The sequence below is a fragment of the Mycobacterium sp. NGS59 genome (assembly GCF_059812345.1).
This window is the reverse complement of sequence record NZ_JCALCN010000020.1, coordinates 58798-84843: the sequence shown is the minus strand read 5'-3', so window position 1 is coordinate 84843 and position 26046 is coordinate 58798. Positions and strand designations below refer to the sequence as shown.

General features: G+C 64.6%; 24 protein-coding genes, 1 tRNA gene and 1 pseudogene. 9 read left to right on the top strand and 17 right to left on the bottom strand.

Annotation, left to right across the window (positions count from 1 at the left end):
- From AC5Y46_RS19870 to AC5Y46_RS19840, 7 genes are all read right to left on the bottom strand, one after another.
- A partial coding sequence (locus tag AC5Y46_RS19870; protein ID WP_499945838.1) for a DUF3072 domain-containing protein occupies positions 1-221 on the bottom strand: 221 nt, incomplete at its 3' end.
- Positions 222-266: 45 nt separating this feature from the next.
- A complete protein-coding gene (locus AC5Y46_RS19865) occupies positions 267-959 on the bottom strand; it encodes a GAP family protein (protein WP_499945837.1) in 693 nt (230 codons plus the stop codon).
- A 32-nt stretch (positions 960-991) separates the two neighbouring features.
- A complete protein-coding gene (locus AC5Y46_RS19860) occupies positions 992-1318 on the bottom strand; it encodes an STAS domain-containing protein (protein WP_499945836.1) in 327 nt (108 codons plus the stop codon).
- Positions 1318-3885, bottom strand: coding sequence for a SpoIIE family protein phosphatase (locus AC5Y46_RS19855; protein ID WP_499945835.1), 2568 nt, complete (start codon positions 3883-3885; stop codon positions 1318-1320). Before AC5Y46_RS19855 ends, AC5Y46_RS19860 begins: the two co-directional genes overlap by 1 nt.
- A 249-nt stretch (positions 3886-4134) precedes the next feature.
- Positions 4135-4965, bottom strand: coding sequence for a TauD/TfdA dioxygenase family protein (locus AC5Y46_RS19850; RefSeq protein WP_499945834.1), 831 nt, complete (start codon positions 4963-4965; stop codon positions 4135-4137).
- Between the two features lie 4 nt (positions 4966-4969).
- Positions 4970-5293 (bottom strand): hypothetical protein, encoded by a 324-nt coding sequence (locus tag AC5Y46_RS19845; RefSeq protein ID WP_499945833.1) that lies wholly within the window; start codon positions 5291-5293, stop codon positions 4970-4972.
- Positions 5290-6576 carry an aromatic ring-hydroxylating oxygenase subunit alpha gene (locus AC5Y46_RS19840; RefSeq protein WP_499945832.1) on the bottom strand — a complete coding sequence of 429 codons (1287 nt, stop codon included), beginning with the start codon at positions 6574-6576 and terminating at the stop codon, positions 5290-5292. The genes AC5Y46_RS19845 and AC5Y46_RS19840 overlap by 4 nt, the downstream gene beginning before the upstream one ends.
- A 92-nt stretch (positions 6577-6668) precedes the next feature.
- Between AC5Y46_RS19840 and AC5Y46_RS19835 the strand changes: the two genes are divergently transcribed.
- The gene (locus AC5Y46_RS19835; RefSeq protein WP_499945831.1) at positions 6669-7595 is read left to right on the top strand and encodes a LysR family transcriptional regulator; all 927 of its coding nucleotides are present in this window, start codon (positions 6669-6671) and stop codon (positions 7593-7595) included.
- Between the two features lie 18 nt (positions 7596-7613).
- On the opposite strand, the gene AC5Y46_RS19830 is transcribed toward AC5Y46_RS19835, so the two are convergent.
- The 5 genes from AC5Y46_RS19830 to AC5Y46_RS19810 form a co-directional block, all read right to left on the bottom strand.
- A complete protein-coding gene (locus AC5Y46_RS19830) occupies positions 7614-8879 on the bottom strand; it encodes an NAD(P)/FAD-dependent oxidoreductase (RefSeq protein WP_499945830.1) in 1266 nt (421 codons plus the stop codon).
- Between the two features lie 103 nt (positions 8880-8982).
- Positions 8983-9498 carry an Rv1733c family protein gene (locus AC5Y46_RS19825; RefSeq protein WP_499945829.1) on the bottom strand — a complete coding sequence of 172 codons (516 nt, stop codon included), beginning with the start codon at positions 9496-9498 and terminating at the stop codon, positions 8983-8985.
- Between the two features lie 144 nt (positions 9499-9642).
- Positions 9643-10593: an LLM class F420-dependent oxidoreductase gene (locus tag AC5Y46_RS19820; protein WP_499992570.1), complete on the bottom strand. Its 951-nt coding sequence runs from the start codon at positions 10591-10593 to the stop codon at positions 9643-9645.
- 10 nt (positions 10594-10603) lie between these two features.
- The gene (locus AC5Y46_RS19815) at positions 10604-12376 is read right to left on the bottom strand and encodes a DUF6311 domain-containing protein (protein ID WP_499992569.1); all 1773 of its coding nucleotides are present in this window, start codon (positions 12374-12376) and stop codon (positions 10604-10606) included.
- A 7-nt stretch (positions 12377-12383) separates the two neighbouring features.
- Positions 12384-12962: a hypothetical protein gene (locus AC5Y46_RS19810; protein ID WP_499992568.1), complete on the bottom strand. Its 579-nt coding sequence runs from the start codon at positions 12960-12962 to the stop codon at positions 12384-12386.
- An 80-nt stretch (positions 12963-13042) separates the two neighbouring features.
- Between AC5Y46_RS19810 and AC5Y46_RS19805 the strand changes: the two genes are divergently transcribed.
- Positions 13043-13113 (top strand) — tRNA-Cys (locus AC5Y46_RS19805).
- 94 nt (positions 13114-13207) lie between these two features.
- Here the strand turns inward: AC5Y46_RS19805 and AC5Y46_RS19800 are convergent.
- Together AC5Y46_RS19800 and AC5Y46_RS19795 are read right to left on the bottom strand one after the other, a co-directional pair.
- Positions 13208-14038 (bottom strand): LLM class F420-dependent oxidoreductase, encoded by an 831-nt coding sequence (locus AC5Y46_RS19800; protein WP_499992567.1) that lies wholly within the window; start codon positions 14036-14038, stop codon positions 13208-13210.
- Between the two features lie 91 nt (positions 14039-14129).
- Positions 14130-14675 (bottom strand): TetR/AcrR family transcriptional regulator, encoded by a 546-nt coding sequence (locus AC5Y46_RS19795; protein ID WP_499992566.1) that lies wholly within the window; start codon positions 14673-14675, stop codon positions 14130-14132.
- A gap of 66 nt (positions 14676-14741) precedes the next feature.
- Here AC5Y46_RS19795 and AC5Y46_RS19790 point away from each other — a divergent pair, with 66 nt between their 5' ends.
- Positions 14742-15164 carry a nitroreductase family deazaflavin-dependent oxidoreductase gene (locus tag AC5Y46_RS19790; protein WP_499992565.1) on the top strand — a complete coding sequence of 141 codons (423 nt, stop codon included), beginning with the start codon at positions 14742-14744 and terminating at the stop codon, positions 15162-15164.
- A 221-nt stretch (positions 15165-15385) separates the two neighbouring features.
- Here the strand turns inward: AC5Y46_RS19790 and arr are convergent.
- A pseudogene (gene arr / locus AC5Y46_RS19785) lies at positions 15386-15821 on the bottom strand (NAD(+)--rifampin ADP-ribosyltransferase).
- A 119-nt stretch (positions 15822-15940) separates the two neighbouring features.
- Between arr and AC5Y46_RS19780 the strand changes: the two are divergent.
- The gene (locus AC5Y46_RS19780; protein WP_499992564.1) at positions 15941-17182 is read left to right on the top strand and encodes a putative hexosyltransferase; all 1242 of its coding nucleotides are present in this window, start codon (positions 15941-15943) and stop codon (positions 17180-17182) included.
- Positions 17183-17193: 11 nt separating this feature from the next.
- Here AC5Y46_RS19780 and AC5Y46_RS19775 read toward each other — a convergent pair whose 3' ends face one another.
- Positions 17194-18087 carry a TPM domain-containing protein gene (locus AC5Y46_RS19775; RefSeq protein ID WP_499945821.1) on the bottom strand — a complete coding sequence of 298 codons (894 nt, stop codon included), beginning with the start codon at positions 18085-18087 and terminating at the stop codon, positions 17194-17196.
- An 88-nt stretch (positions 18088-18175) separates the two neighbouring features.
- Between AC5Y46_RS19775 and AC5Y46_RS19770 the strand changes: the two genes are divergently transcribed.
- The 3 genes from AC5Y46_RS19770 (at position 18176) to AC5Y46_RS19760 (ending at position 21768) form a co-directional block, all read left to right on the top strand.
- Positions 18176-18664, top strand: coding sequence for a glutathione peroxidase (locus tag AC5Y46_RS19770; RefSeq protein ID WP_499945819.1), 489 nt, complete (start codon positions 18176-18178; stop codon positions 18662-18664).
- 253 nt (positions 18665-18917) lie between these two features.
- Positions 18918-20834: an asparagine synthase (glutamine-hydrolyzing) gene (asnB, locus tag AC5Y46_RS19765; RefSeq protein WP_499945818.1), complete on the top strand. Its 1917-nt coding sequence runs from the start codon at positions 18918-18920 to the stop codon at positions 20832-20834.
- Positions 20835-20922: 88 nt separating this feature from the next.
- A complete protein-coding gene (locus AC5Y46_RS19760) occupies positions 20923-21768 on the top strand; it encodes a CDP-diacylglycerol diphosphatase (protein WP_499945817.1) in 846 nt (281 codons plus the stop codon).
- A gap of 52 nt (positions 21769-21820) precedes the next feature.
- Here AC5Y46_RS19760 and AC5Y46_RS19755 read toward each other — a convergent pair whose 3' ends face one another.
- On the bottom strand, positions 21821-22585 hold the full coding sequence (locus AC5Y46_RS19755) for an RsiV family protein (RefSeq protein WP_499945816.1): 765 nt from the start codon (positions 22583-22585) through the stop codon (positions 21821-21823).
- 398 nt (positions 22586-22983) lie between these two features.
- Between AC5Y46_RS19755 and AC5Y46_RS19750 the strand changes: the two genes are divergently transcribed.
- Together AC5Y46_RS19750 and AC5Y46_RS19745 are read left to right on the top strand one after the other, a co-directional pair.
- Entirely contained in the window at positions 22984-23121 is a 138-nt protein-coding gene (locus AC5Y46_RS19750; protein ID WP_499945815.1) for a hypothetical protein, read from the top strand.
- Positions 23122-23250: 129 nt separating this feature from the next.
- On the top strand, positions 23251-25812 hold the full coding sequence (locus AC5Y46_RS19745) for a serine/threonine-protein kinase PknD (RefSeq protein WP_499992563.1): 2562 nt from the start codon (positions 23251-23253) through the stop codon (positions 25810-25812).
- Positions 25813-26046 lie beyond the last annotated feature (234 nt).

Sequence of the window (26046 nt, the reverse complement as noted above, 5' to 3'; positions counted from 1 at the left end):
CGGGCGCCTCGTCCCGTTTGCTGCTGCAACTCTTCGATCAGGTCCGACGCGTTCGCCTTGGTGAGATCGTCGGGGACCTCACGCCCGGCCTCCCGGGCCAGCGTGTCCAGGTAGCTGCGTTGCGCACCCGTCATCGGTTCGTCTCCGGTGACCCACTCGGACGTGTCCTTCTCGGGGTTCTCTTGCGGCGCTTGTCGGTTGTCGTCGTTCGCGTTACTCATCCCCGTCGGATATCCGTCGCACACGTGTTCGAAACATCTCAGATGTCAACGCCCCGTCAGGCCGGCTACCACCAGCACGCAGCCGACCACCACGAGCAGAGCGGCGACTTCGAGTCGACGGCGTGCGGCGACCCAGCTGTTCAGCGCGGTCAGCGACCGCTGGGTGGCGTCCGGAGCCAGCAGGCAAGCGATCAACGAGACCTCGACCACGGCGAACGCGGTCACATTGAACAACAGCAACGCCGCGACCTGGGTCATCGCCGGCGCGCCCGAAGCCAGGATCACCGCCAGAGCGGCCAGGTAATCCACCGAGGGCAACGCGATTCCCAGACCGGCCACCGTCGCGATCCATAGCGAGTGACCGCCCAGCACTCGGCGCACCCGCGCCGGCAACTTGGCGAGGACCGCCTCGCGAACGAGGGTGTCGGCCGTCCGTCGGGTCGAGTCGGCGCGGCGGCGCAAGGCGACGGTGACACCCAGCACTATGCCGGCAGCCAGGGCCAATGCACCGATGAGTACCTGAACGTTGGGCAACGTGACGTGGCCGGACGCGACCAGCCGTCGTCGCAAGACGAAAATCACGACCAGGCCCACCGTGATCCCCATCGCGAAACCCCCGAGCAGGAATGCGAGCAACTGCAACGCCGGCCGAGGCCTGTTGAGCATCAGCAGCGACATGCCGATCCGGAACGGTTCGAGGCTGACGGCCAAGGCCATCACCAGGATTGTCAGCCACATAGCAGAGTTCGACGAGCTCAGCCGGGGGCTGGTCAGCCGACTTCGGCCTCGGGCGCGGTTTCGATGCTGACCAGTTCGGCCAGGCCGCTCATGGTGAGAGCGGACACCAGCAGGGGGTGGGAGACGAGCTGAATATGGTCGGCGTGCGCGAACAACGCGTTGATCGCCGCGCTGTCCAGATATTCCACGGCGCTGAGGTCTACGGTGAACCTTCCGCCCGCAGTCTCCGCTTCGGCGCTTGCGGTGTTCAGGGCTTGATTGAAGGCGTCGATGTTGCTCAGATCGATCTCCCCCGCCGCGAGCAGCACCAGTTTGCCGTCGTCGGAACGCGCCGTCTCAAGGGTGAGCAATGTGGGCATCAGGCGATCCTCGCGGATAGGCGGACAGTGGTTCCGGCGTTGTCGGTGTCGATGGTCACGTCGTGCATGAGTCGCCGCATCAAGGTGATACCGCGTCCGCGCTGAGATTTGGTAGACGGCTCAGGTGGCTTCCACGTCCCCGTGTCGGTGATCGTCAACTGCACCTCGTCGCCCAGCGCGACCGCGTCCACGCAGATCGAACCGTGCAATTTGTTGCGATGCCCGTGCTCGATGGCGTTGGACACGGCTTCCCCGGCGGCGATGAGCACGTTCATGGTCTGCTCCGGTCGCATTCGGGCTCGGGTCAACCAGGTACGCAACGCCGTGCGGGTCGGTGCTAGATGACTGGCGTCGGGCGGGAACTTCAACTCCAGTGGGCCAGGATGGCGGTGCAGCAGCAGCACAACGTCATCCTGATAGCCCCCCTGGGGCGCGACACCGGTCATGATCTCGTTCGCCAACTCGTCCAGGGGGTCGGCGCGAGCGTCCCCCGTCACCTCGGCGACTTTTGCGATGCCTTGCTCCAGGGGTGTGCGGCGCCGCTCCACCAGCCCGTCGGTGTAAAGCACCAGCGTGGAGCGCGCCGGCATGGTCACCCGGGCTTCGGGACGGTTCCAGTCGCGCCGTACCCCCAACGCGATGGTGTGACCGTCGGTCAGTACCTGCGCGGTGCCGTCGGACCGGACCAGGATGGGAGGCGGATGTCCGGCGCTGGAATACACCAGCTCGCCGGTTTCGGGGTTGAGCACCGCGCAGACTGCAGTCGTGCACTGGGCCCCGGCCAGTCGCGAGGCGAAACGGTCCATCCCGCTCAACGCCGCTGCGGGACTGGGATTTTCGAACAGCAGCGCCCGGCAGGCACTTCGGACCTGGCCCATGACGGTGGCCGCGGCGAGGTCGTGGCCCACGCAGTCGCCGACCACCATCGCAATCCGGCCGTCCTCCAACTCGATGACGTCATACCAGTCCCCGCCGACCTGCAGAGGCCGGCTGGCTGCCTGATAGCGCACCGCGAAGCCGCCCGGTAGATCAGCGGGCCCGAGAATCGCGTGTTGGAGCGCGAGAGCCGTTTCACGTTGCTGGTCGACTTGGTACACCCGTTGCAGGCCCTGTCCGAGACGGCCGGCCAGCACCGTCAGCAAGGTCTGATCCTCCAGGGTGAACGGCCGTTGCTCGGCCAGATCGATCCACACCACAAGCACGCCCTCGGGATGTTGCAGCGCGATACCGGCCGTGCCGGGCTCGGTGATGTTAGGTGTGAGAAGGTCGCCTTCGCGCAACGCGCTGACGAGTTGTCTTGTGCGAGACGGTAAATCGGCCCAGCGCACGGACTCACCGACCGACACGATCTGCGGTGTGTACCCGTTCTCCAAGGGAGAACTGCCCGTCGGGAAGGTGACGGCCAGGACGCGGCGCGCCCGCCATTGCCGACGAAGCTCCTCAGCGGCGGCCTGTAGCGCGTCATCGACGGTGTCTGCTTGGGCCAATTCCTGGTTGAGGGCGTGCTCGCGGCCTGCCGCCAGCGCCAGGGCGATAGCCGCGTGGCGGGCGAAGTCACTGACCAGTTCGAGGTAATCGTCGCTGAACTGTTGCTGCTGCGGGTGACGCGCAACAGCGATCACACCCAGTACGGCGTCTTGGGCGATGAGCGGCATCACGATCGCCGGGCGTTCACCGACGTCGGTGAAACCTTCGATCGGGTATGCGAAGGAATCGGTGATCAGCGGCAGGCCGCGGCGCGCGACCCCGCCGGTCGTAGAGCCTTCCATCGGAACCTGGCGACCGATGACCTCCGAGGCGTACCGGCCCGCGGTGGCCGCGACGATCAGGGTGTCCACCTCAGCGGCGGGCAGATCGGGCTCCCCGGGAACCAGCAGGATCGCTTGCTCGGCGTCGGCCAACTCCAGCGCTCGGTTCACGATGAGCTGCAGCGGTCCGGTCTGCGGGTCACCGGAGAGCAGCGCGGTGGTGATCTCGCGGCTGGCCTTCGTCCATTTCGCCGATTCGCGTTCGCGCTCGTAGAGTCGGGCATTGTCGATGGCGGCCGCGGCAGCCGTGGCCAGCGCCCACACGGTGCCTTCATGGGCATCGGTGAACACTCGCCCCGGCCGGTCGTCGGCTAGGTAAAGGCTGCCGAAGTCCTCTGCCCGGACCGTGATCGGTACCGCCAGCAGCGCGTGCAGCGGCGGGTCCTGGGGGCCCAGTTCGATCACCGGTGACTGCGCACTCAGGTCGTCGAGGCGGACACCATCACCGACCGGCAGGTCGCCGAGGCGTCGCGCGGTGGCATCGCCGATACCTGCGCGGACAAACGAAACCGGGTTGCCCTCCGCGGCGCGGATCACCAGCGCCCCGTACCGGGCGCCGGTCAACTCCATCGCCGCCTTGACGACGCGATTCAGCGTCACATTCAGGTCCAGATCCGAGCCGATCTCGACGATGACCCGTACCAGTTGCTCCATCTGGTCGCGCGCTGCCACCAGCTCGTCGAGCTGTTCGTGCATTTGGCTCACCAGGTCGCGCCGCCCTAGCCAGGTGAACGCGGATTCACCGCGGTCCTTGCTCATGGGATCAAACCTAATCCTCGGGGCCTGGCTTTTTGGCGCTTGGGTCATCGCAGTTCGGCGCCGTGTCCTTTTAACGATGCGATCGCTTCCCGCACGAAGCTCTGCGCCGGGTCGGTTCCTCGACCGCGCGGAACCGGCAATTCCGACGAACTCAGACGTGAGCCGGCATGCGGTCCCAGCCGCCCACTGCTGACGAGGACGAGATGACCGCGGCGTCCGGGTCGACGTCCCGGTAGGCGATGCCCAGCTTCACTGCAGCGGCTCTTCGCCCGCCAGGATGGTTCGGTGCATCAGTCGACCGCTGTCTTCGGCATAGGGCAGCACCCGGTGCATGGTTCCGGTGTTGTCCCAGATGAGCAGATCACCCGGCTGCCACTGATGTTGGTAGACGTACTGGGGCTGGGTGGCCCAATCCCGAAGGCGGGCAAGCAAAGCGCGACTTTCCTCGACCGGCAGCCCGACGACATAATCGGACGTCGCCCCCAACAGCAGCGACTTACGGCCGGATTGGTGGGTCCACACCAGCGGGCACGCCTTGGTGGGTGACTTCTGCCAGAACTCGACCTCGGCGTAACTCATCTCCGGGCTGACGTAGTACTGGGAGCGCTCCGCACTGTGCACGACCCGCAATTCCGCTATTCGCAGCTTTTCGTCTTCGGGGAGGTCCTCGTAGGCCCGGTAGGTGTTGCAGAATTCGGTCTGTCCACCGGTGTCGGACAGCCGTACCGCCCGCAGCAGGGTGGCCAGGTTCGGCAACGGCTGCAGGGAACCGTCGAAGTGCCAGAACATCGAGCCCTTCAGATATCTGGCGCGCTGGTTCACCTTTTCGTCGAGGGAAATCTTGTTGATGCCTCCCTCGCCTTCGTTCGCCACGACGGTGCCCAGCGTCTGGGCGATGGCAACTTGCTGCTCGTCGCCGATATCGAGCCCACGGAAGAACACCACCCCCCGGCGCTCGAGGATCTCGCGGATCGAACCGGCCGCCAGACCGCTGCGCAGCGTGTCGAGGTCGGTTCGTATTTCGCTGCCGATGTTCGGTGTGAGGTCGATGATTTCCAGCTGTGCGGAGCCCAGGCTCATGGCCTCAGCTCATTCTCGTGAGAATGGTGTTGGCCGAATGCTTTACCCGTGGCTGCTGCCACAGCTCGACTGCCAGCGAGACGGTGATCAACGAGTAGAGCAGATTGCGCAGATTCGCGACGTCGTCGGGCAGCGGTTCGGCGTAGTCGAATTTGTCGATATAGGCGACCGCTTCCTCGGCGTGCGGAAACACCTCGTTGTAGAACGCGCGGATCTGATCCATGGAACTGTTGACGCGCTTGACGTAGCGCTCGTGGCCGTCCTCGATCGCCCACTGGGGCACCAGGTGCTCGAGATGCGAGAATTCCTCCGGCAGAACGGCATTCATCGCTGACCTGCCTTCGCCTTCGCACCGGCCTCGACGTAGTCGCCGACCACCTTGTGCAGGTGCCGCAACAGGATCTCCTCGTCGTTCATCGTGAATTGTTTGAGGACACCGCTGTTGAGCATCGCCTGCAGCCCCTCGGAGGGACTGGCGTCTTCCAAGATGATGTCGTTGAGATAGGTCACGGTCAGTTCCTGGCCGAGCCGCTCCTTGTGCGTCTTGGGCGGCTGATAGAACATCTCGACTTCGAACAGGTGCGAGTGTGGGCCAGTCGGCCAGTGCGCATGGGTGCTGAAACCTGATGAACCGAAGATGATCACGAAGTTGGGGAAAAACTGGAAGGAGTCGAAACCGTACTTCTCCGACCTCGTGGGATTGATGCCCGGGGGCATCGGGCCCCGATCGAGTTTCTTGTTCCACGGTCCCGCCGCGCTTGCCTCCATGACGCACTCGATGGGCTTGGAGTACTCCGTCTTTCGCGACGGCTCGCCGGAGAACGAGAACATCCGGTGCGGGCCGCTGAGCTGATAGGCCAGGGCGTCGGTGAACGGATTCGGTTTGTCCAGTGCGTCTCTGGCCTCCGCGGTCACGCTGCCGAACGACGTCGCGTGCAGGTAGGGCCCGTGGTAACTCTCTGCGAAGCTGTCCACGAATATCTTCCAGTTGCACTGCAGTTCGGCGGAGAACTTGTAGACCTGGTGCGGGCCCTGGAACGGATAACCCTCGATGCCATGGGCGAGCTCACCGAGGTACGAACGCAGCGGCTCGGTGTTGTGCGGGTCGAGGTTGATGAAGATGAAACCCTCCCACACCTCGCACTGCACCGCCGGCACCCGGCAGCTGTCGGCGTCGAAATCCAGTAGCAGATCCTTGCGGGTCGGCGAATGCAGCGAGCCGTCCAGCTTGTAGCGCCAGCCGTGAAATCGGCAGTACAGCAACGGCGCCCGGCCCGACACTTCCTTGAACGGGTCGTCCTCCCACAACATCTTGTTGCCCCGGTGCGGGCAGATGTTGTGGAAAGCCCGGATCACCCCGTCCTTGCCGCGCACGACGATGATCGAGGTGTTCAACACCTTCAGTTCGCGGGTGAAATAACTACCCGAGCGCGGAACCCGTTCGACCCGGCCTACATAAAGCCACGTCTTCTTGAAGACGTGCTCGCGCTCTTTTTCGTAGAACTCTTCGGACACGCAGTCTTCGAGCGATACCGGGCCGCGGCCGAGTTCTGGGTAAGCGTCGGTCCAATGGCCGCTTGCGGGTTTGGTCACTGGGCTGTGGTGACTCATGGGCCCCTCCTCGCGCCGACGGTAACAGCTGCGGATTCCGTCGAAACAGCCGCAAAAACGCAACTGCCTGTTGCATGATTGGAACACTCCCCATGGAACAGCACCTCACATTCGACGTCGATGCCCTGCTGATATTCGGCAAGGTCGTCGAAAGCCGCAGCCTGTCGAAGGCCGCGCGGCTGCTCGGCATGCCCAAGTCCACGGTCAGCCGGAAGTTGACCAGGCTGGAGTCCGATCTGGGCATCAAGCTGCTGCGCAAGAACACGCACCAACTCACCGTCACCGACGTCGGTGAACAGATCTATACCCACGCGACGAGCATCTTGGCCGAAGCCAACGCGGTACGTGCACTGGTCGAAGCGAGCAGGCAGGAACCCCAGGGCGAGTTGCGGGTCGCGATACCGGTATTCGTCGGCATCGACTATGCATCGCGGGTCGGAGCCACGTTCCTGCAGCGCTATCCGCAGTCGCGGTTGGACATTCGATTGGTCGACAACATGGTCGACCCGGTCAAAGACGGTTTCGACGTGGTATTCGGTCCCGGTCCGCTGCAGGATTCGACGCTCATTGCACGGAAGGTGTTCGATCTGCAGCTGTTCCTGTGCGCCTCAAGGGATTTCGTCGCGCAGCTGAGCCATCCCCTCAGCGAACCGGCGCAACTCGACGACGTGCCGTTCATCGACTTCGGCTTCGGCGGACCCCGCAGACTCGCCCTCGCCCGGCACCATCGGCGATACGAGCTGTCACCGCCGGTACGCGCCCGCGCCAACAACTTTCAGGTGTGCAAGCAGTACATCTTGCAGGACCTCGGTGTGGGCGTCATGCCCACGCAGATCATCTGCACCGCGGAACTGCGCGCAGGCACCATCGTGCCGATCCTGCCCGAATGGACGCTCGAACCACTGGCGGTACACATGATCTATCCTTTCGAGCTCTCGTTTTCCACGTTGATCAGCGCCTTTTACGACACCGCCTGCCAGATCATCGTGGAGAACATCGCCAAAAGCCGAGATCTGTGAACACCACGTTGCAACGGGTCAGCGGCCTACCCTGCGTACGGGATCGAAGTCGCGAAGCGCTTGCGGTTGCTTGCCGGTGGTGATGTGTTCGGCCAACAGCCGTCCGGTCACCGGCCCGTGCGTGAGGCCCCACATGCCGTGGCCGCCGGCCACGAAGACCCCGGGTGACACCTCACCGATCAGGGGCCGACCGTCGGGGGTGACCGGGCGCGAGCCGACCCAGACATCGCTGCGGTCCTCCCAGCGCACTCCGTCCAGCAATGGGTCGGCAGAGGCCACGATGGCGTTCACCCGTGCGGGCATGACGGGTTCGTGCGGGCCACGGAATTCCATGGTTCCCGAAACACGCATCGCGCCTCGGTAGGGCGTGCACGCCACCCGTACGTCGGGCAGATAGATGGGACCTGGCATCGGACGTTCCACCGGCACCGTGAACGAATAGCCGCGACCGGCACGCACCGGGACACGCAACCCGTTGCCCGCCAATCGGGACAGCAGCGCGCCGGTGGCGACAACTACTGCCTCGGCTGCCAGCGGCTCGTCGCGCTCCGACTCGACCACGACGTGGCCGCCCCGGCGGCCGATCCCGGCAATGTCCCGTCGGCACAACGTTGCTCCGCGTTCGGTCACCGCGCGCCCCAGGGCCGTGACGAATCGGTGCGGATCGATGAAGCGCTGTCCGTTGATGTTCAGGCCGCTCGTGGCCGCGCGGCCGGCCAGCGGCACCGCATCGTGCAGCGCGGCCCCCGAGAGCGGGGTGATATCCATTGCCTGCCCGGCCTTTTCGAGCTCGCGTAGCTCTGTCAGCAAGCGCTGCGCCTGGGCGGAGGTCTCGAACACGGCGGTGATGGGCGCATCGGTCACCGGCGCGTCGACGCCGTTGCTGATCAGCACGTCGAAAGCCTCGATGCAGTCCTCGTTGAGGATGACGTTGGCATCCAGCGCGCGTCGGTAGGACGATGGCCGGCAGTTCGCCGCGAATCGGAGCAGGAAGAGCGCCAATCCGATGTCCCGGGTCAGCGGAATGTGCAGCGGTGCTTTGGTGTCGAGCAGGGAACGCAACCCATACCGCAGCACTGCAGGCGAATTCAACGGAAGGACCAGCCCCGGTGCCACCCAGCCGGCGTTGCCGCGCGACGCCCCGGCTCCGGGCTCGACACGATCCACCACGGTGACGTCGACTCCGCGCTCCTGGAGGAACCACGCCGTCGACAATCCGACAATGCCCGCGCCGACGACGATCGCCGAGCGCGGTCCTCCGTCAAACCGTTCGACGTAATCCATTACGTACCTCCCTAGTTGGTGTCACTGATCGCGATCGTGGAAGTGAATTCGAGCCGCCGCGCTTACCGTTATCGGACGAACAGCGGTGCTTGTTGCTGTGCTGCTACGCCAGTCGGGGACGCGCGACCGGGTGGCCGATACCGCGACCGCTGGTCTCCGGGATGCGCCTGAGCGCCGATCGGCTGGCGGCCACGAGCACAGCGGTGACAATGCTCAAACTCAACCAGGTGGACACGGCCGCTGCCACGGATTCGTCGAGTGCGGATCGGGACGGCTGACCGATGTGGTATCCCGCTGCATCCACCCGGATGTCAACGAGATCACCGACTTTCGCGCCTCGGGGTGCCGTTACCGCACCGGCGTGCTCGGTTCCGGCCGCAAACCAGCGGGCAGGCACGCTGACCGTCCTGGGGTCGGCCAGCGGCTGGTAGACGGCGTCGTCGCCGGCTACTACCGCCGTCACCTGCTGGCTGGTCTGGGCGTGCTGGGCGTAGAAGTTGCTGCGAGAGTCGTGGACTGCGATGCCGACGGCGACGGCGATCGGCAACCCCACCAGGATGATCAGCACAGCCCAAATCAGCATGGGTGTCGGTCGACGAAGGCGACGCGGGGTAGTCATCGACGATTCCTATCGGGGCGGGCAGCGTTGATACTTCGCTCATTGTGGCGCGCAAAGGGCGCAACGGGTTTGCCCGAACCGGACAACGGCGCGGTGGGCCGTTGTCGGCGTCACACAACGCTGTCCGGGCGTCGGGACCACTTGCTAGAGGTCGGTGCAGATGGACGCGAGGAACTGTTGGGTCCGGGACCGTGACTTCATCCGGACCACCGGGTCCTCGCCCAGCGGCACGATTCGTGCGGCCAGGTCCGTGACACCGGCATCCCGGTAGCTGCGAAGCCGCGCCAAGACGGCCGATTCGTCACCGGCCGCCATGGTGTCGCCGACGTCCTGTGCGTCTCCTCGTTCCAGCAGGCGGACATAGTTCGGCGAGAAGTCCGCATGGCCGAGGATTTCGCTCGCATCCGCGCGGGCCTGGTCGGCCTGGCTGTTCGAGCAGAGTGCCACTGGAACGCCTGCGACCACTCGTGGGTCCGACCGGCCGGCGGCGGCCGCGGTGAGCCGCGGGACGACGTAATCCCCTATCGCACGCTCGTCGGCCATCCACAAAATGGTGCCGCCGGCCCGCTCGCCGGCAAGCCGCAGCATGGTGGGCCCAAGCGCGGCAAGCAATACCGTCATCTCGGCCGCATCGGCGACATCGATCGAGCCGTTGACGTCATACGTCTCGTTCGTGACCCGCACGGGTCCGGGGCCGGAAAATGACGCCGCCAACACCTCGAGGTAGTCGCGCACCAGACGGGCCGGCCTGTCATAGGGAAGCCCCAGTTGGTCGCTGATGATCCAGTGATGCGAAGGGCCCAGGCCCAGGGTGAACCGGCCGCCGCAGGCAATGCTCGTCGTCAAAGCCTGCTGGGCCATGATCAGCGGGTGACGGGTCTGGATCGGTACCACCGCGGTCCCGAGTTCGATGCGCTCGGTCACCTGCCCGATCAAGGCGACAGCGGTCAGCGCATCCAGATAGCCAGGAACTTGCGGCATCCAAAATGAGCTGAAGCCCGCTGCTTCAGCGGCTTTCGCGTCCTCCAACAACCCGGGCAGGCGCTCGGCGCGCGAACGCTCTTTGTCGGATCCGACCATCAGTCCGATTCGCATGGGCTTTCTCCTATCGGGGTGCGGCCACGACGCCTCGGACGTTGATGTCGCGCCAGATCGCGATCTCGTCGACGAATTCTGGCGCCCGACCGAAGAGGTCGGCGAAGAACGCAATCATTTCAGTCCATGCCGGCATCGGCCCGACGATCACGTGGCGAATGTCGGCGAACCGCAGATTCGCGGTGACCTGCGCACGCACCTCTCCTCTGGCCCGGAACGAGGTCTTGTCCTCCTGGATCGTGCGCATGATCGTGAAAAGCCGCGTGGCCCACGGTCCGGTGATGGTCCGGCCGTCCGGTTGGGGCAGGTACGCGTATGCCTCCGGCATCCGCAGCCCGTAGTCGGCCTCCGCCGCCCAGACCATCGGGGCTGCCTGGTCACCGTTGACGAAATACGGTGCGACGAGGACTGTTTCGTCGCGACGAATGTTGTGGCTCGCCCACGTGCGGAAGAATAACGGGGTATGGAACGGCTGCCGCTGCAGCGGAGCGGGCACGATCACGACGAGTGCCGCGGCGACGGCCAGCAGCCACCGGAGCGCCGGTCGCGGTTGCGGGCGAGTCGCCCGGGTGATGACGATCGCGACGATCACGGCGACGGCCAGCCATACGAAAGCTGTAAAGCGCCCCGGCAGAACGTGTTTGAGGAGCGGTAGCTCGCCCAGCGGCAGCCACGGCAGCGGCACGGGCAGCCTTTCGTGGCCCACGTGCAGCCAGGGACCGAGTGACAGCACCATCAGCAGCGCCCCGGTGACGCTCGCGACGCGCACCCGAAGGTCGTTCCACTGGCGTGCTGCCACCCATGCCAGCAGGACCAGCAGCGGCAGGCCCAGGTAACCCGTCGCCTCGTGATAGAGACCGGTGAACTGGTGGGACATGTGCGTCGCCACGTCCGGGGCAAGCAGTTGGTAAGGCGTCGGAACGACGAGGTTGAGCAGATCGGTCGAGAACGTCTCGGGATGTTGGACCGGTCCGTGGATGCGCTGCGGTCCGAAAAACTGGGCGACGAGCGGCCCGGCCGTGAGCAGCAGGAAGGTGAGAGCTGCGAGCCCTAGCGCCGGAGCGAGCCGGGCGGCTCCGGCGCGACACCGCGACCAGACTCGGCCGTCGCGACGCGCCAACGCCATCACGCCCACCAACACTGCGGCCGCTACGGCGCTGGTGGCTAACACCTCTTCGGTGATGAGGAGTTGCACGGCGCTCAGGGCTCCCAGCGCCAGCCCCGACTGCCACGGTGGCCGCCGCCGGGTTACCAAGAGTTCGTCGATGACGAGCAGGAAGAGGGGCGGGACCCAGGAGGTGGCCAGGTTCAGGTGCAGAGCCGCGTGTGAGGCGACGTAGGGCGAAAAGGCGTAGACCGCACCACCGACCAGGGGACCAGCGCCATCGCCGGTCCAGCGGCGGATCGCGATCCACGCGGTGAAACCACTGAGGGCGATGCCCAGGACCATCAGGACGTTGAACCCGAAGATCGGACCGCCGAGTTTGGCCGGCAGCCAGCCCAGCAGCCCCAGGAGCGTCATCGGGGTGTTCCACATCAGGTTCACGCCATCGGGCGCATTGATCTGGGTCGTGAAGAACGGATCGAGCCCGTTAGCCAGCGCGTGGGGTGGCCAGCCCAGAAACCAGATCGTCTGGTGCTGATCGCAGCAGTTCCCGGCCCATCCCGATCTCGGTCCTGTCCAGGCACGGAAGGTGAGCGCGACGGCGCCGACGAGATAGACGACGAACGCGCTGAGTGCCCGTCCGCTGCGCCATCCGCGCTCAACCGGCCTTGCTGTCACGCGCCGATTATCGGGGACGCGACTTTCGGTTGGGCCGTTCGACGCAACCCCGACGCGGCCACAGCAACGTCGGGTTCGCGTTCACCGGCGGCCAGTTGCGGTGGTTGGCGTAGGCCCACACCTCCCACGGGTTGTCGTAGTAGGCCACGGTTTCGACCAGGCGGTACCAGTTCTGCTCGCGGTGGAACACCCAGTAGCCCGTGCCGACGACGACGCCGCCGACCATCCAGCCGACGTAAGTGATCGGGAACAGCGGGCCGAAGATCCTGCTCTGCCAGACATGCACCGATTCGTGGTCGGCCATCAGGCTCTCGGTGCCCGGCCCGGCGCCGAGGCTGGTCGTGACGTTGCCCAGCGTGGTGACGAAGCCCGGCAGCCCGACGCCGCCACGGTAGACGTGGGCACCCGCCCGCTGACTGAGGGTGGGGTCGTAACCGGAGTTCGGCATGAGCTCGTTGACGAGTTGCAGCCCGTAGCCCAGGACGGTGCCCATCGCCCCCCAGGTGTGGTCCAGCAGGAACGCGGCCCAGCCCTGCCAGGCGCGGAAGTCGTAGATGTTCAGCTGGCGGCGGATCACCCGGTTCATGCGGCGAGATTAGGCCAATATGATTCGGCCGAGTCAAAGTCTGGGCCCAGACGCCCGGTGCTGGCACGGTGGTGGTTCGTGCGGGTGTGGCTGAGCGGCTAGGCAGCGGCCTGCAAAGCCGTATACACGGGTTCGAATCCCGTCACTCGCCCCGCACGCTTTCCCCGCGAGCAGACGCAAAAGCCCCTCATTTCGGCACGAAATGGGGGCTTTCGCGTCTGCTCGCGGGGGGCTGGGCGGCGCGCTCAGGCGCGGTAGCGGGCTACCGACTCCGCGTACTTGTCGAGCAGCCGCAGCGAATCGTCCCGCGGCTTGGTGGGCAGCAGCAGCGCGAGTTGCTCGAACCCTAATTCCTCGGCGGCGCGCCAGTAGTCGAGATCGGAGGGCGCGCCGAACATCGCCAGCGGGACATCGTGGTTGGCGGCCTCGCGCAGTTGCTCGACGCGGCGGCCGATGTGGTCGATGGGAAACGGATTCGATATCCAGCCCGCCTCATGCCGGACGATCCGCTTGACGGTCGCGTCGGAGTCGCCACCGATGAAGATCGGCGGATGGGGTTTGCGTACCGGTTTCGGGCGGCTGTACGACGGCGGGAAGTCCACGTATTTGCCGTGGTATTCGGCGGGTTCGTCGGTCCACAGCGCTTTGATGGCCTCGATCCGTTCGTCCAGCAGGGCACCGCGCGTCTTCGGGTCGGTGCCGTGGTCGCGCATCTCCTCGAGATTCCAGCCCGCGCCCACGCCGAACACGAATCGGCCGTCAGAGATCAGATCGATGCTGGCGGCTTCCTTGGCGGTGGTGATCGGGTCGCGCTGGATGAGCAACGCGATACCGGTGAACAGCTCGATCTTCGACGTGACCGCCGCGGCTGCCGCGAGCGTCACGAACGGGTCCAAGGTGCGGTAGTAGATCGACGGCAGCTCACCGCCGAGCGGATACGGCGTTTCCCGGCTGGCCGGGATGTGCGTGTGCTCGGCGACCACCAGGGACTCGAATCCGCGTTCTTCGATACCGCGGGCCAGTGACACCGTGTCGATGCTGTCGTCGTTGACGAACGTGGCGATCCCGAACTTCATGGCTGTCCCTGTCTGTCGGCTTCCCAGACCTCGACAACCAATCACGGCCGAATATTCCCCTCACGTCGGATTTGTTGCGGCGCAGTTGGATTCAGCTAACGTGCTGGTCGATCAGCCCGTAGAGCATGTTCACCGTGCGGTCGAGTGGCTCGGTGGAACGTGCAGCGAGGCAGAGGATCACCGCGCCCTCGACGGCGGCCACCACGGTGGTGGCCAGTGCTTCGGCCTTGTCGTCGGCCGCTCCGTCGGCCCGCAGGCGTCCGGCGATCATGGTCTGCCACGCCGAAAACGCCTCGCCGGCGGCGTCTGCGGCCGATGGTGACTCCGAACGTCCGAGGGCGGCGGCGACGATCGGGCACCCGGCGCTGAAGTCGCTGGAACGCAGCGACTCCTTCCAGGACTCGACGAACGCGGCCAACGACTCGCGTCCGGTGCCCGCCAGCGTCGTGTCGAAGAGTTGACCCGCCGTGCGGGTGGCCTCGGTCATCAACTCGGACTTCCCGCCCGGAAAATTCACGTAGAGCGAGCGGCGCGCGGTGCCGCTGTGCTCGAGGAGTTCAGCCAGCCCGGCTCCAGCCACGCCCTTGCGGCGCAGCAGATCAATGGCGCTACCGATCAAGCGCTCACGGGCGGTCATGGTTGCAGTATACCGATTGGTCTACTATGGTTCGGTAGACCGATCGGTATACACAGGGAGATCGCCATGACCAACAGCGACAAGACGTTGCGAAAATTCCGCCGGGAACGCGCGATCGGACGCTATGTGCTCAATCCGGTCGTGCGAGGAATGGGCAAACTGGGATTGCGTACCGCGCTGGCCACCGAGTTGGAGACCGTTGGGCGCAAAACCGGTCTGGCGCGTCGCGTTCCGGTGTCCGTGCAGTTCGACGGCACCGGCGCGTGGGTCATCAGTCAGCACGGCACCCGCTCGGGCTGGGGGCGCAACATCGTCGACAATCCCAATGTCCGTGTGCGGCAGGGCAACCAGTGGCGCAATGGGGTCGCGACGATAAGACCTGACGACGACGTCGTCGCACGGGGCCGCAAATTCGGGCGATTGGGCGCGAAGGTGGTCAAGACGCTGGAGACGACACCGGTGTCGGTGCGAATTGATTTCGCCGATTAGGACGTGCCGCGCCGGGACACGGCGTCTGGGGCGAATCTCGTTGTGAATCCTTGGTTTTGGAGGCGAAGTGACGGCTTTCGGCGTGAGCCCGTGGTGGGAAAATCGACAGAATCCCGCCGAGGATTCCCCCGCAAAGCTGAAAGCCCGAATTCTCCCAACACGGTAGCGACGCCTCGTTCGGTTCGTCGAGTCGATTCGGAAACCGTTGGCGCGCAACGTATTCAGTCGTAGATGACGGCAAGTCCCCGCCGCTGCAAGTCGGCCAACCCGTCCCGCATGGCTTGGAGTTGTTCGGGGGAATGCCCCTCCCAGTCCGTGAGCTCGCCGACTATTCTCACCGGCTCCCGCGTGCGGAAGGAGTGGGTGGGGTTACCGGGCAGCTTCTTGTCCGCCACGTTCGGGTCGTCCTCCAGCACACCTTCCGGTTCGACGATGTAGACCCGGCCGCGGCCGTCGCCCTGCGCCAGCTCGGCTCCCCACACCGCTGCATCGAGGGTCCGGGTCAGGTAAACGTGATTCGACAGGCGGTCGGCGTCGTAATTCGACCGGCGCCCCGGCACCAACAGATCGCCCACGGCAAGCTCCGCCTTTGGTGCCGTGCAGCAGCGCACCCGACGGATGAACTTCGAAAGGTTTCGGCGCGGGAGTCACAACCATCCTCGAGGTGTCACGGGGGTTCTCGCGAACAGCAGTGTAGCCGCGTCTTGCCGGGACTCCTGATTCGTCACGACCTCGAAGTGGGTAAAGGGTAGGACGGCCGGCGCTTAGGAGGGAATGTGCGACAGAAGCTCGACGAGCCTGTTGCTGCAACGGTTGAATCGTCCCCTGATGCAGCACCGGCCGATCGGCCCCCCACCACACCGGCGACAGCTCGGTGGTCGAACTCGATCACGAATTCCGATCTGCGAATCGCGATGATATGCGCCCTGCTATGGCAAGCAGTAATGACCATCCTGGGCGCAACCCTTTTCTCCAATCAGTCGGGATTCTTGGATCACACGATGCTGTGGGATGCGAAGTGGTATCTGAACATCGTGAACGAGCGCTACCTCGGCAGCGCCGAGTCGCCCGCCTTCTATCCGCTCTTTCCCCTGACTCTCGGCGCACTGGGCGTCACTACTTTTCATAGCATTCCCTACCCCCAGTTGGGCCTGCTGCTGAATACCGCCTGTCTTGGCTTGGCCATCGCCGCGCTGCTGACGATCACGCGGGAGTTGGGAATTCGCAGCACTCGGCACATCACCGTCGGACTGTTTCTCGCAGCGCCGGCCGCTGTCTTCATGCACCTGTTCTATACCGAAGCGATTTTCGTCGCACTCGGGTTCTGGGCGTACGCGTTCGCCCTGCGCCGGCAATGGTTGTTCATGGCGCTCACGCTGGCGTTCCTCACCGCGACACGCCTGCCTTCCGTACTCTTCTTCGGCCTGTGCGGACTGGAATACCTGCGGGCCTACAACTGGAACATCAAAACAGCGTGCAACCGCAACCTCGCTTATTTCGGCTTGGCCCCCGTCGGGTTCTTGCTGTACGGCTTGTATCTCGCAATTTATCGCCACGATTTCTTCGCGATGTTCCACGCCTACTCCAATGCCTGGAACTATCTTAATTTCGAGCCGAATTTCCTCTATTCGATTTGCAGAGCCATACACGAAACGACTCAAGCGGTCCTCGGCATCCGCAGTTTCGACAACAACATCACCGTGAATTTCGCGATCCCGCTTATTTGCCTCGCGGCGATTTTCGGGTCGTCACTCTACCTACTGTTCCGGCATCGAGGCGCCGGCATTCCCCTCGGCATCTTCGGACTGTGTTCGATCGTCTTCTTCACCATCAACAGCAGTTTTGTGGCGGTGCACCGATACGCATTGCCGTGCCTGAGCGTCTATGTGGCGCTGGCACTGCTCTACGCCGAGTTCCGCAGAGCGAGAGTCTTGGTCATGGGTATCGGCCTCGCGATGCTCGCCGCGCAGACGGTGATCATCCACATGCTGTTCGTGACGAAGGATTTCGCCGGGTAAGCCTCCGGTCCCTATCTGGCGGTGCTGTTGCGACGACGTCGTGCAGCGCTGGCCTTGAGCACGTCAGAGTTTGCCTGCTCCTGCGCCTGCGCGGCCAGCGTCGAGGCGCGGTTGGCATAGGCGATGGCCTCTTGCTCATTGCTTGCTTGTTTGTCGTGCGCGGCCGCCAGATGCCTTCGGGCCTCCTCGGATCGAGCGAGCGCCTCGGCGCCGATGCGGTCACGGTACTTGGCCACGTAATCGGAGACCTGGCGCACTCTGGAGTCCGCGGTGGACAAAGCCTGCGCCAACGAGTAACCCCGCGCGTCGGTGGCGACCGGGCCCGCATCGGCCGGCGCCCTGCGTCGCCGACGTCGCCGATAGAGGAGCAACAGCGCCAGGAGCACGATCGCGACGACGATGACGATGATCGCCGGCCGCAGCCACATCCGTTGTGCGGGGCTCGCCGATTTGCTCAATCCGTCGGCCGCGGCGAGCGCCGCACCGCTCCAGTCTCTGGCGGCCACCTTCGGGTCGATGTCGTTGCGTTGCAGACTGTTCAACTCGTCGGCGGTAAGGGCTTTCGGCGGCACGGTGAACGTGTACAGCTTGGTGTTGGTGGCTACAGCCAACAGCGCGTCGTGGTCACCCATCCCGCTGGCTTCGCGCGTTCGATCGGCCCAGTTCTCGGGTTTGAACCTGTTGAAGTTGTCGACGTAGACCACCCACAGTTGGATGTGCCGATCGCGGTGGAGCCGGTCGACGGCCGCGCTGACCGCCGCCCGGTCGGATCCCGTCAATGCCCCGGTGCCATCAGTGACGTGATCGGTGAGCTTGGACGGTGGTTGAGCGCCCGCCGGGCTCATCAGCAACAAGGCTGCCGCAAGGATTGTCAGTACTACACCGAACAGGCGAACAATGCGCATGAGGGCAATCTAGTCCGCCGTCAGATCGTCGGATGTGCCACCGCGGCGACCCGTGTCTGGGTCAGGGGGACGGTGTTAGCGTCATCGCGTGACCATCAACGACATCGCACTGACAACCCTCGACGGCAAACCGGCCACGTTAGCTGAATTGTCCGGCGGCGCAACGCTTGTGGTGAACGTCGCCTCCAAGTGCGGACTCACTCCGCAGTATGCGGCGTTGGAGAAGTTGGCCAAGGACTATCGCGGGCGGGGGTTGACGGTCGTCGGCGTCCCATGCAACCAGTTCATGGGTCAGGAACCGGGCACCGCCGAAGAGATCCAGACGTTCTGCTCGTCGACCTACGGGGTGACGTTCCCGCTGCTGGAGAAGACCGACGTCAACGGCGACGACCGCCATCCGCTCTACGCCGAACTCACCAAGGCCGCCGACTCCGACGGGAAAGCCGGCGACATCCAGTGGAACTTCGAGAAGTTCCTGGTGGCGCCGGACGGTGAGGTGGTGAATCGGTTTCGGCCACGGACCGAGCCAGACGCGCCGGAGGTCATCAGCGCTATCGAGGCCGTGCTACCCCGGTGACTTCCCTCTATCGGGTAAGCCGCCGGTTGGCACCTGGGCGATCCCGACCGAGGACCCGGGCGCGGCGAAATGGACAACACTCTGTCTGAGCGTCCTCAAAGAGGTTGAGGGTCAGCGCCTTTGACGTCAATCGGGCCAACTGCGCGAGAGTCCTGCGTTCGCTACCGGGACGGGGCTAGGCTCCAAAGGCGGGGTTCGGTGCCGACTCGCAGGTCGATGCGTCACGACCACGCCAGGTGAGGAGGGCACGAGGATGTGCGGGATATTCGCCGCGATGACACGCCGTGGCCTTTCGAGCGATCGGCGGGATGCGGCGCTCAAGCTCTTGGAACATCGCGGTCCGGACGGATACGGCACCTGGACATCGCGGGACGGGCAGTGGACGCTCGGGCACACGCGGTTGTCGATCATCGGTCTGCGCAACGGGACTCAACCCATGACGAGCCCGGATGGTCTCGTGCATGTGGTGGTGAACGGCGAGTTCTACGGGTACCGCGAGATCCGCGAGCGTCTTCGCGCCAGCGGCTATCGCTTCTCCACCGAAAGCGACAGCGAGATCGCGCTGCACCTCTATGCCGAACAGGGCATCCAGGCCGCGACGTCCTTAAGCGGCGAGTTCGCAGTCATCATCGCCGACGAACGGCAACGCGCGATGTATGCGATCCGCGATCGTTTCGGAGTCAAACCGCTCTACTACGCGGCGCTGGGCGGCGACGTGTACTTCGCCTCGGAGATCAAGGCGTTGGTGGCGCTGGGCGTACCGGCCAGGTGGGATCTCGAGGGCGCCACCGGAGGGTTCGGAAGATCGCACGAGAAAACCGAATTCGCCGGGATCAGTACCGTGCCGCCGGGTTGTTACGCGATCGCCCGAGACGGCGATGTTCGCATCTACCCGTACTGGGATTGGGAGATCCTGACGGCTGATCAGATGCGCGCGGACACCCGCAGCGAAGCCGAAATCGTCGGCGACTTTCGTCAAGCCCTGCAGGATGCGGTGCGGCAACGGCTGGTCGCCGACGTGGAGGTCGCTTCGTATCTGAGTGGCGGCATCGATTCCTGTGCCGTGCTGGGACTCGCGCAGCAGGAAACGAGTCGCCCGATTCGCGCGTTCACGCTCACCTTCGAAAACCCGCTCTATGACGAGGCCAGCGTTGCCGAAGCGCAGGCCAAGCGCGTCGGCGCGACGTATCACCCGATACCGATCACCGGACGCGAGATTGCCGAGTCGTTCGCCGATGCGATCTGGCACGCCGAAACGCAGATGTTCAACGGCCACGGGGTTGCCAAATACCTCCTCAGTCGTGCCGTCCGGGCCGCAGGCATCAAGGTGGTGTTCACCGGCGAGGGCGCCGACGAGATGCTCGGCGGGTACCCGTACTACCGGGTCGACGCGCTGAACAACGACGCGACGTTGAGCGCGGATGAGCGACTGGCGTTGCTCGACGAGATGCTGGGCGCCAATGCTGCGACTCGGGCGCTGATGATGCCGGATCAAGTCAGCAGTCCGGAGATGCAGGCCGTGGAGCGAAGGCTCGGCTGGCTACCTGCGACACTCAATGTCGGTGCGGCGCAAACCAATAGCGTGGCGCCGCTGCTACGCGACGACCTCCCGACTTCGGTGCGGGAGTTTCAGCCGCTGATCTCGGCGCTGGATCGTCTACCGATCGCGCAACGCGTCGCCGGTCGTGACCACCTGAACCAGATGCTCTACATCAACGCCAAGACGGTACTGCCGAACTTCATTCTGAATTACCTCGCCGATCGGATGGAGATGGCTCACTCCATCGAAGGCCGCGTGCCGTTCCTGGACCATCGGGTGGCCGAGGCGGCGGCTCGGGTGCCGGTGAACCTGAAAGTCAGAGGCAACCGCGAAAAGCATGTCCTGCGTGAGGCTGCGAAGGACGTGTTGATACCCGAGGTGTATGACCGGCAGAAGCATCCGTTCACCACACCCCCGACGCGCGACCCGAACGACCCGATGCTGGTCTTCTACCGGGACACGTTTGCCTCGCAAGCGGCGAAGGATCAGCCGATCTATGACATGGACCGGGTCTCGACGGCGCTCGACGAACTGCTCGAGTCACCCGACGATCAGCGCATCGCGGTGGAAGGTGGGCTGCAGCGGGTTGCCAGCGTGATCGTGATGCAGGACCTGTTTTCGATGACGTGAGTTGATCTCCCGCAAACGGTCCAGCGCGCCTGGCCTTCCGCGCAGCTATATTGCTAGGTCGGTGATCCTGCTGATCAGGGAGTCGTAGATGGTGTATTCAAGCGGTGCAGGCATCGGTAAGAGGACTTTGCTCGTCACGTCAGTCCTGGTGGGCGTAGCTGTCCTCGCCATCTCCGGGCTGATGGGTTCGGGCTTGCGCGCTCCTGGGACAGCGCTGTGGTCGGCCCAAGCCGACCCTGGGTTCCACCCGCCCGACAACTGCGGGTCCCCGAACGACACCGGTCCCAGACTCGAACTGTGGAGAGCCGTCAAGGACCACGCTCCTCCCCCGGCAAATCCGTCGCCCAACATCTTCGTCAACGAATCATGGGCGCTCAAAGACGGTGGCCAGGGCAAGCACGACCTGCTGGCGATACCGAGGGCTCGCGTGACGGGAGTCGAATGCCCAGAAATCTGGGGGCCCAAGGCATTCAATCTGTGGAAGCCGGCCTGGGATGAGGCGACCAAGCGGTTCCAGGGCGTCGACGTCATGTTGGGAATCAACTCGTTTCACGGTCGCAAGCAAGATCAGCTGCACATTCACCTCACCGGTTTTCAGCATCAGGCCAGAACGCAGCTGAACGGCCTCAAGGGGATCCCGACGGATCTGTCGAAGTGGAACACGAGCATGTTTTCCGTGACGGGCCACGTCTACCGGATCGTGCGGGTCAACGATCTCGACACGAATGTCTTCAAGCTGGTGAAGGAACACATCGCGCAGAACGACATGTTCCAGCAGTCGATAGCCGTTGTCTCTGCTGCGCCCAGCAAGGGCTTCTACATACTTGCCACGCAAGGCAAACCTGACCCCGGAGAGCCGGAGCACAACCCCGAACTGCGCCTGGGCAACGACTGGGGCACCCAAGCGATCGAAGACCTTATCTCGCGGAGTTGACTCAAGCGGCAGGTACCTTCGTGCGGCGAAATACGCGGTGCCGCAGTGGGTCTCAGGCCAGCATTGGGTCGATCGCGGACCGAGGCACCAGCACCTGCGTGGCGTCGGGCAGCAGCGTGCCCTGGTCGAAGAAGAAGATCACCCCGTCGTTGACCACCGCGAAATTCTGGTAATTGGCAGGGTTGTACAGCGCAGTCTGCGCCACCGGTGACGCCGGTGGTGGCGTGCTCGTGACCGGCTGTCCCGGTTGCGGCGACGGCGTGGGCGTCCCGGCCGGAGACGGTGCCTGTTGCTTTGCCAGCTCAGCCTGGACGACGGGCGCTACGACTCGCAGCGGATCATCGACCCGCCACAACGGCGTGTGCTTCTTGTCGTCCGATGCGGCGGTGTAAAGGATTTCCTTGCGATAGGTCTGGTCCCAGTTGAACGACTTGAACGTCGTCTGCGGCTGCGCGCCGACGTTCCGGTACACCTTGAACACCACCGTCTGCGTTCCGCGCGGCGGAATTGCCGAGTTGTACTCCGTGGGCTTGATCCGCAGCTCAGAGGGCTTACTTTGGGTCCCACCCGACTTGGCCGCATTGACAAACGCATCGCGCGTCTGGGAGATGAAATCGGCGATCGGCTGCTGGTCGGGGTAATCCATCGGGATGCTGATGTCGACGCTGTATGCGGGGTCGGAGAGTTGGATCTCGCACGTGCCGCCGGTATTGCTGCCCTTGAGGTCGGCGCAGTAATCCTTCGGCGCCGCCACCGCCACAGCAGACGAACCGAGGATTGCCGCAGCCGTGATGACGGCAACGCTGAACAGACGCATGTGTGAATTCCTCCAAACAACGCGGCATGGCGCCGCGGACGAGAGATTGGCGTGCAGCATCGCTGCGAGGGGCAGACGGAGCTACCGCTTATTCAGGGTAGCCGTTCGAAACGTCTGGGCGAAGTCGCGCCGTATCCATCGGTCATAGGGTTGCGCGGACGTCGTCACCGTCACGGCCCGAGACCGGCGCCCGACTTCCTGGTCGAGGAAGTGAGTTGGTAGCACCTGTTGCACCACAGAAGGTTTCAGAAGGGGCGGGACAGACACCGACCACGTTCAGCCGGCATCAGATGAAAAACGCTGGCGCACAACGCGGTACAACACACTCAGCGACCTGCCAATTGCGCTGCGGCGCCCTCGTGGCGGAGAGGGAGACGAGTGCGCAGGGATCGGTTAGGGTGGGTGGCGGCACCCAGTACTTCCTCGGCAACGCCAGGATCCAAGACCTCATCAACGCCAAGCAGCTGGTCGAGGTATTGCCGAAATTCGGGGTCGAGGGCATCTACCCTCCCGAAGCGAAGCGCCGGAACTGTTGACCGGCGCATCAATCGGCGCGAGGTAGCACCGTCACATGAGCACTTAGACCGACCCGACGAAAGCTCCCGGGCGCCGCACGCAGGCGTTGTAGCATCCAGGCACCGTTCGTGCGCTCGGAGGGAGACTCGGTGGGAGCGGAGGCGGCGGGCGAGGTCTTCGGGCGCTACCGCCTACTCGAGACGCTGCCCTGGGGCGGCACAGGCACGGTCTATCGGGCCTATGACACGACGATGGATCGCGACGTGGCCATCCGGATACTTCCGCCGGAGTCGACGAGTGAGCCCGGGCGGCGCGAGCAGCTCCGAGACGAGGTCGCCACCGCGGCCCGGCTGAACAATCCGCACATCATCCCGGTCCTTGAAGTCGGCGACATCAACGGACGGCTCTACCTGTCGATGCCCATCCTCGACGGCATCAATGCCCAGAGCTTGCTCGGTCGCGACGGACCAATGAGTCCGAGGTCGGCGGTGCGATTGGTCGAGCAAACCGCCGCGGCTTTGGCGGCTCTGCATGATTCCGGGCTGGTTCACGGCGATGTGAAGCCGTCAAACCTGTTCGTAGTCGGTGGCGACATTGTGTTTCTGCTCGATGCCGGGGTGGCCGGTCCTACCCAAGCCGCTGGCGACGGTGCGGTCGAAAGTTGGCCATACCGGGCGCCGGAACGCTTCGGTCCCGGTCCCGCCGAACCCAGCAGCGACACTTACGCACTGACCTGTGTGCTCTACGAGTGCCTGACCGGGCAGCACGCCGTGACAGGCGACAGCCTCGAACAATCCGTCACCGCGCATTCGGAGGGTTCGGCACCCAAGCCCACCGACGTCGACCCCGCAATCCCGACTGGATTTGACGACGTTATTGCCCGTGGCATGGCCAAGAAGCCCGAAGACCGTTATCCCACCGTCCGCGAACTGGCATTCGCGGCCAGAGACGCGCTCGCCTCCCCCGTCGCCGCAGCGGCGGAACCCGCAACCGGAGTGGAGTTCGGCCGCTATCGGCTTTTCGACTTGCTCGGTCAGGGCAGCATGGGCTCGGTATATCGCGCCCACGACACCGTGCTGGACCGCGACGTGGCCGTGAAAGTGCTGCGGCCGGAACTGGCTACCGAGCCCGGCTATGAGGAGCGGTTCCGTCGCGAAGCCTCGGCGGCGGGCCGACTGGCCAGCCCGAACATCATCCCGATCTACGACGCCGGCGAGATAGACGGGCGTCTGTACCTGGTGATGCCGATCATCGACGGCATCGATGTACACACATTGCTTCGCCGCGACGGTCAAATGAGCCCGCTCAAGGCGGTCCGGGTCATCGAGCAGACGGCTGCGGCGCTGGATGCAGCGCACCAGGCGGGGCTCGTGCACCGTGATGTGAAGCCGTCGAACTTGCTGAGCGTCGGCGATGACTTCGTGTACTTGATCGACTTCGGACTCGTGCAGCCCGCAGTTGGGACACGCTTGACCCGCACGAATCTCAATCCAGGGACTCCCGCATATATGGCTCCCGAGCGCTTCAAGCTCGAGACCATCGCCGATGCCCGCGGCGATGTGTACTCCCTGGCCTGCGTGCTCTTCGAATGTCTGACTGGGCGGGCGCCGTTTTCTGGTGGGGGCGTGGAGGGATTGGCCGCCGCTCATCTGTTCAGCGAGCCGCCCTCGCTTCGCAGCCTCGATCCGGCGATACCCGCCGGCTTCGACGAGGTCATCGCTCGCGGGATGGCCAAGGAACTCGATGAGCGCTACCAGACCGCGAACGAACTGGCTGGGGCTGCCCGGGCGGCACTCACCAACGTCTCTGGCAAGACTGAAACCCAGCCGCCCTGGGCCGCGTGGCGCAACCGTCGCCGCGCCCTTGCCGTCGCTGCGGCCGTCTTTGTCGTCGCCGTCGCCGCATTCTTCGGGCTCAAGCAATTTCCGCTGCATTCGAAGGCGCGGGGTCAGATCCAGCTGCCGTTTACCGGTCTCGCCGGACCCGCTGGCATTGCGGTCGATGCGAAGGGCGACGTCTTCGTCGTCGACAGCGGCAACAACCGGGTGCTCGAGGTGGAGGGAGGCTCGACCAGCCAGACCGAGGTACCGATCGCGGGCCTGGACCATCCCGACGACATAGCAGTCAACGAGGCGGGCGACCTGGTGGTCACCGAACCGACACGGCACCGAGTGCTGGAGCTGACGGCAGGGTCGACCAGCCCGGTCATCCTGCCGTTCACCAACCTCGGGGAGCCCACGGGTGTGGCGGTCAGTTCGCGCGATCCGCGCGCCGACCGCGCCGTCCTGGTCACCGACGCGACCAACAATCGGGTGCTGGCCCTGGGTGTGCATTCAAGAAAGCAGACTGAGTTGCCGTTTGCGGGCTTGTCGGGTCCCTCGGCCGTGGCGGTCAGTGGGGACCGCGCCGTCTTCGTCATCGATCGGGAGAACGAGCGGGTGCTGAAACTGCCCCGGACGGCGACGGTCGACACTGTCCTGCCCTACGTGATCGGCCGTCCGGACTGGGTGGCGGTCGGCACCGACGGCAACGTGTACGTGACCGACAGCCACGGCAATCGGGTTCTGAAGCTGGTCAAGGAGTCGAATACGGCAATCACCTTGCCGTTCAACGGCCTTCGCAATCCACAAGGCGTCGCTGTGGATGCCGCCGGGAATGTCTACGTGGCGGATGCCGGCAACAACCGGGTGTTGAAACTGCCGCCGAGCTGATCGCATTTCACCTCGTGATGGCGTCTCCCGCGTTGATCGAATGGGTGCAAACGCACAAAGACGAGCCGTTCGTCACCAGCGTGCTCAGCAGGGTCGAACCGATGCGAACTGCGACTCGTCATGGCATGCCGGGGATCACCGAGCGTGCCCACCATCTACTCGATGGCATCGACACGGCTGCTGGCGGGTTGCCGATCAATCGGCATCCCGACCGCAGCACCAACATCGGCGACG

Coding starts and splice junctions, on each gene's coding strand:
- AC5Y46_RS19840 (WP_499945832.1), bottom strand. CDS start 6,576: ATGAGTCACCACAGCCCAGTGACCAAACCCGCAAGCGGCCATTGGACC.
- AC5Y46_RS19795 (WP_499992566.1), bottom strand. CDS start 14,675: ATGACCGCCCGTGAGCGCTTGATCGGTAGCGCCATTGATCTGCTGCGC.
- AC5Y46_RS19775 (WP_499945821.1), bottom strand. CDS start 18,087: ATGCGCATTGTTCGCCTGTTCGGTGTAGTACTGACAATCCTTGCGGCA.
- AC5Y46_RS19800 (WP_499992567.1), bottom strand. CDS start 14,038: ATGAAGTTCGGGATCGCCACGTTCGTCAACGACGACAGCATCGACACG.
- AC5Y46_RS19760 (WP_499945817.1), top strand. CDS start 20,923: ATGGTGTATTCAAGCGGTGCAGGCATCGGTAAGAGGACTTTGCTCGTC.
- AC5Y46_RS19810 (WP_499992568.1), bottom strand. CDS start 12,962: ATGAACCGGGTGATCCGCCGCCAGCTGAACATCTACGACTTCCGCGCC.
- AC5Y46_RS19830 (WP_499945830.1), bottom strand. CDS start 8,879: ATGGATTACGTCGAACGGTTTGACGGAGGACCGCGCTCGGCGATCGTC.
- AC5Y46_RS19865 (WP_499945837.1), bottom strand. CDS start 959: ATGTGGCTGACAATCCTGGTGATGGCCTTGGCCGTCAGCCTCGAACCG.
- AC5Y46_RS19790 (WP_499992565.1), top strand. CDS start 14,742: ATGACCAACAGCGACAAGACGTTGCGAAAATTCCGCCGGGAACGCGCG.
- AC5Y46_RS19860 (WP_499945836.1), bottom strand. CDS start 1,318: ATGCCCACATTGCTCACCCTTGAGACGGCGCGTTCCGACGACGGCAAA.
- AC5Y46_RS19820 (WP_499992570.1), bottom strand. CDS start 10,593: ATGCGAATCGGACTGATGGTCGGATCCGACAAAGAGCGTTCGCGCGCC.
- AC5Y46_RS19755 (WP_499945816.1), bottom strand. CDS start 22,585: ATGCGTCTGTTCAGCGTTGCCGTCATCACGGCTGCGGCAATCCTCGGT.
- AC5Y46_RS19855 (WP_499945835.1), bottom strand. CDS start 3,885: ATGAGCAAGGACCGCGGTGAATCCGCGTTCACCTGGCTAGGGCGGCGC.
- AC5Y46_RS19825 (WP_499945829.1), bottom strand. CDS start 9,498: ATGACTACCCCGCGTCGCCTTCGTCGACCGACACCCATGCTGATTTGG.
- AC5Y46_RS19845 (WP_499945833.1), bottom strand. CDS start 5,293: ATGAATGCCGTTCTGCCGGAGGAATTCTCGCATCTCGAGCACCTGGTG.
- AC5Y46_RS19835 (WP_499945831.1), top strand. CDS start 6,669: ATGGAACAGCACCTCACATTCGACGTCGATGCCCTGCTGATATTCGGC.
- asnB (WP_499945818.1), top strand. CDS start 18,918: ATGTGCGGGATATTCGCCGCGATGACACGCCGTGGCCTTTCGAGCGAT.
- AC5Y46_RS19850 (WP_499945834.1), bottom strand. CDS start 4,965: ATGAGCCTGGGCTCCGCACAGCTGGAAATCATCGACCTCACACCGAAC.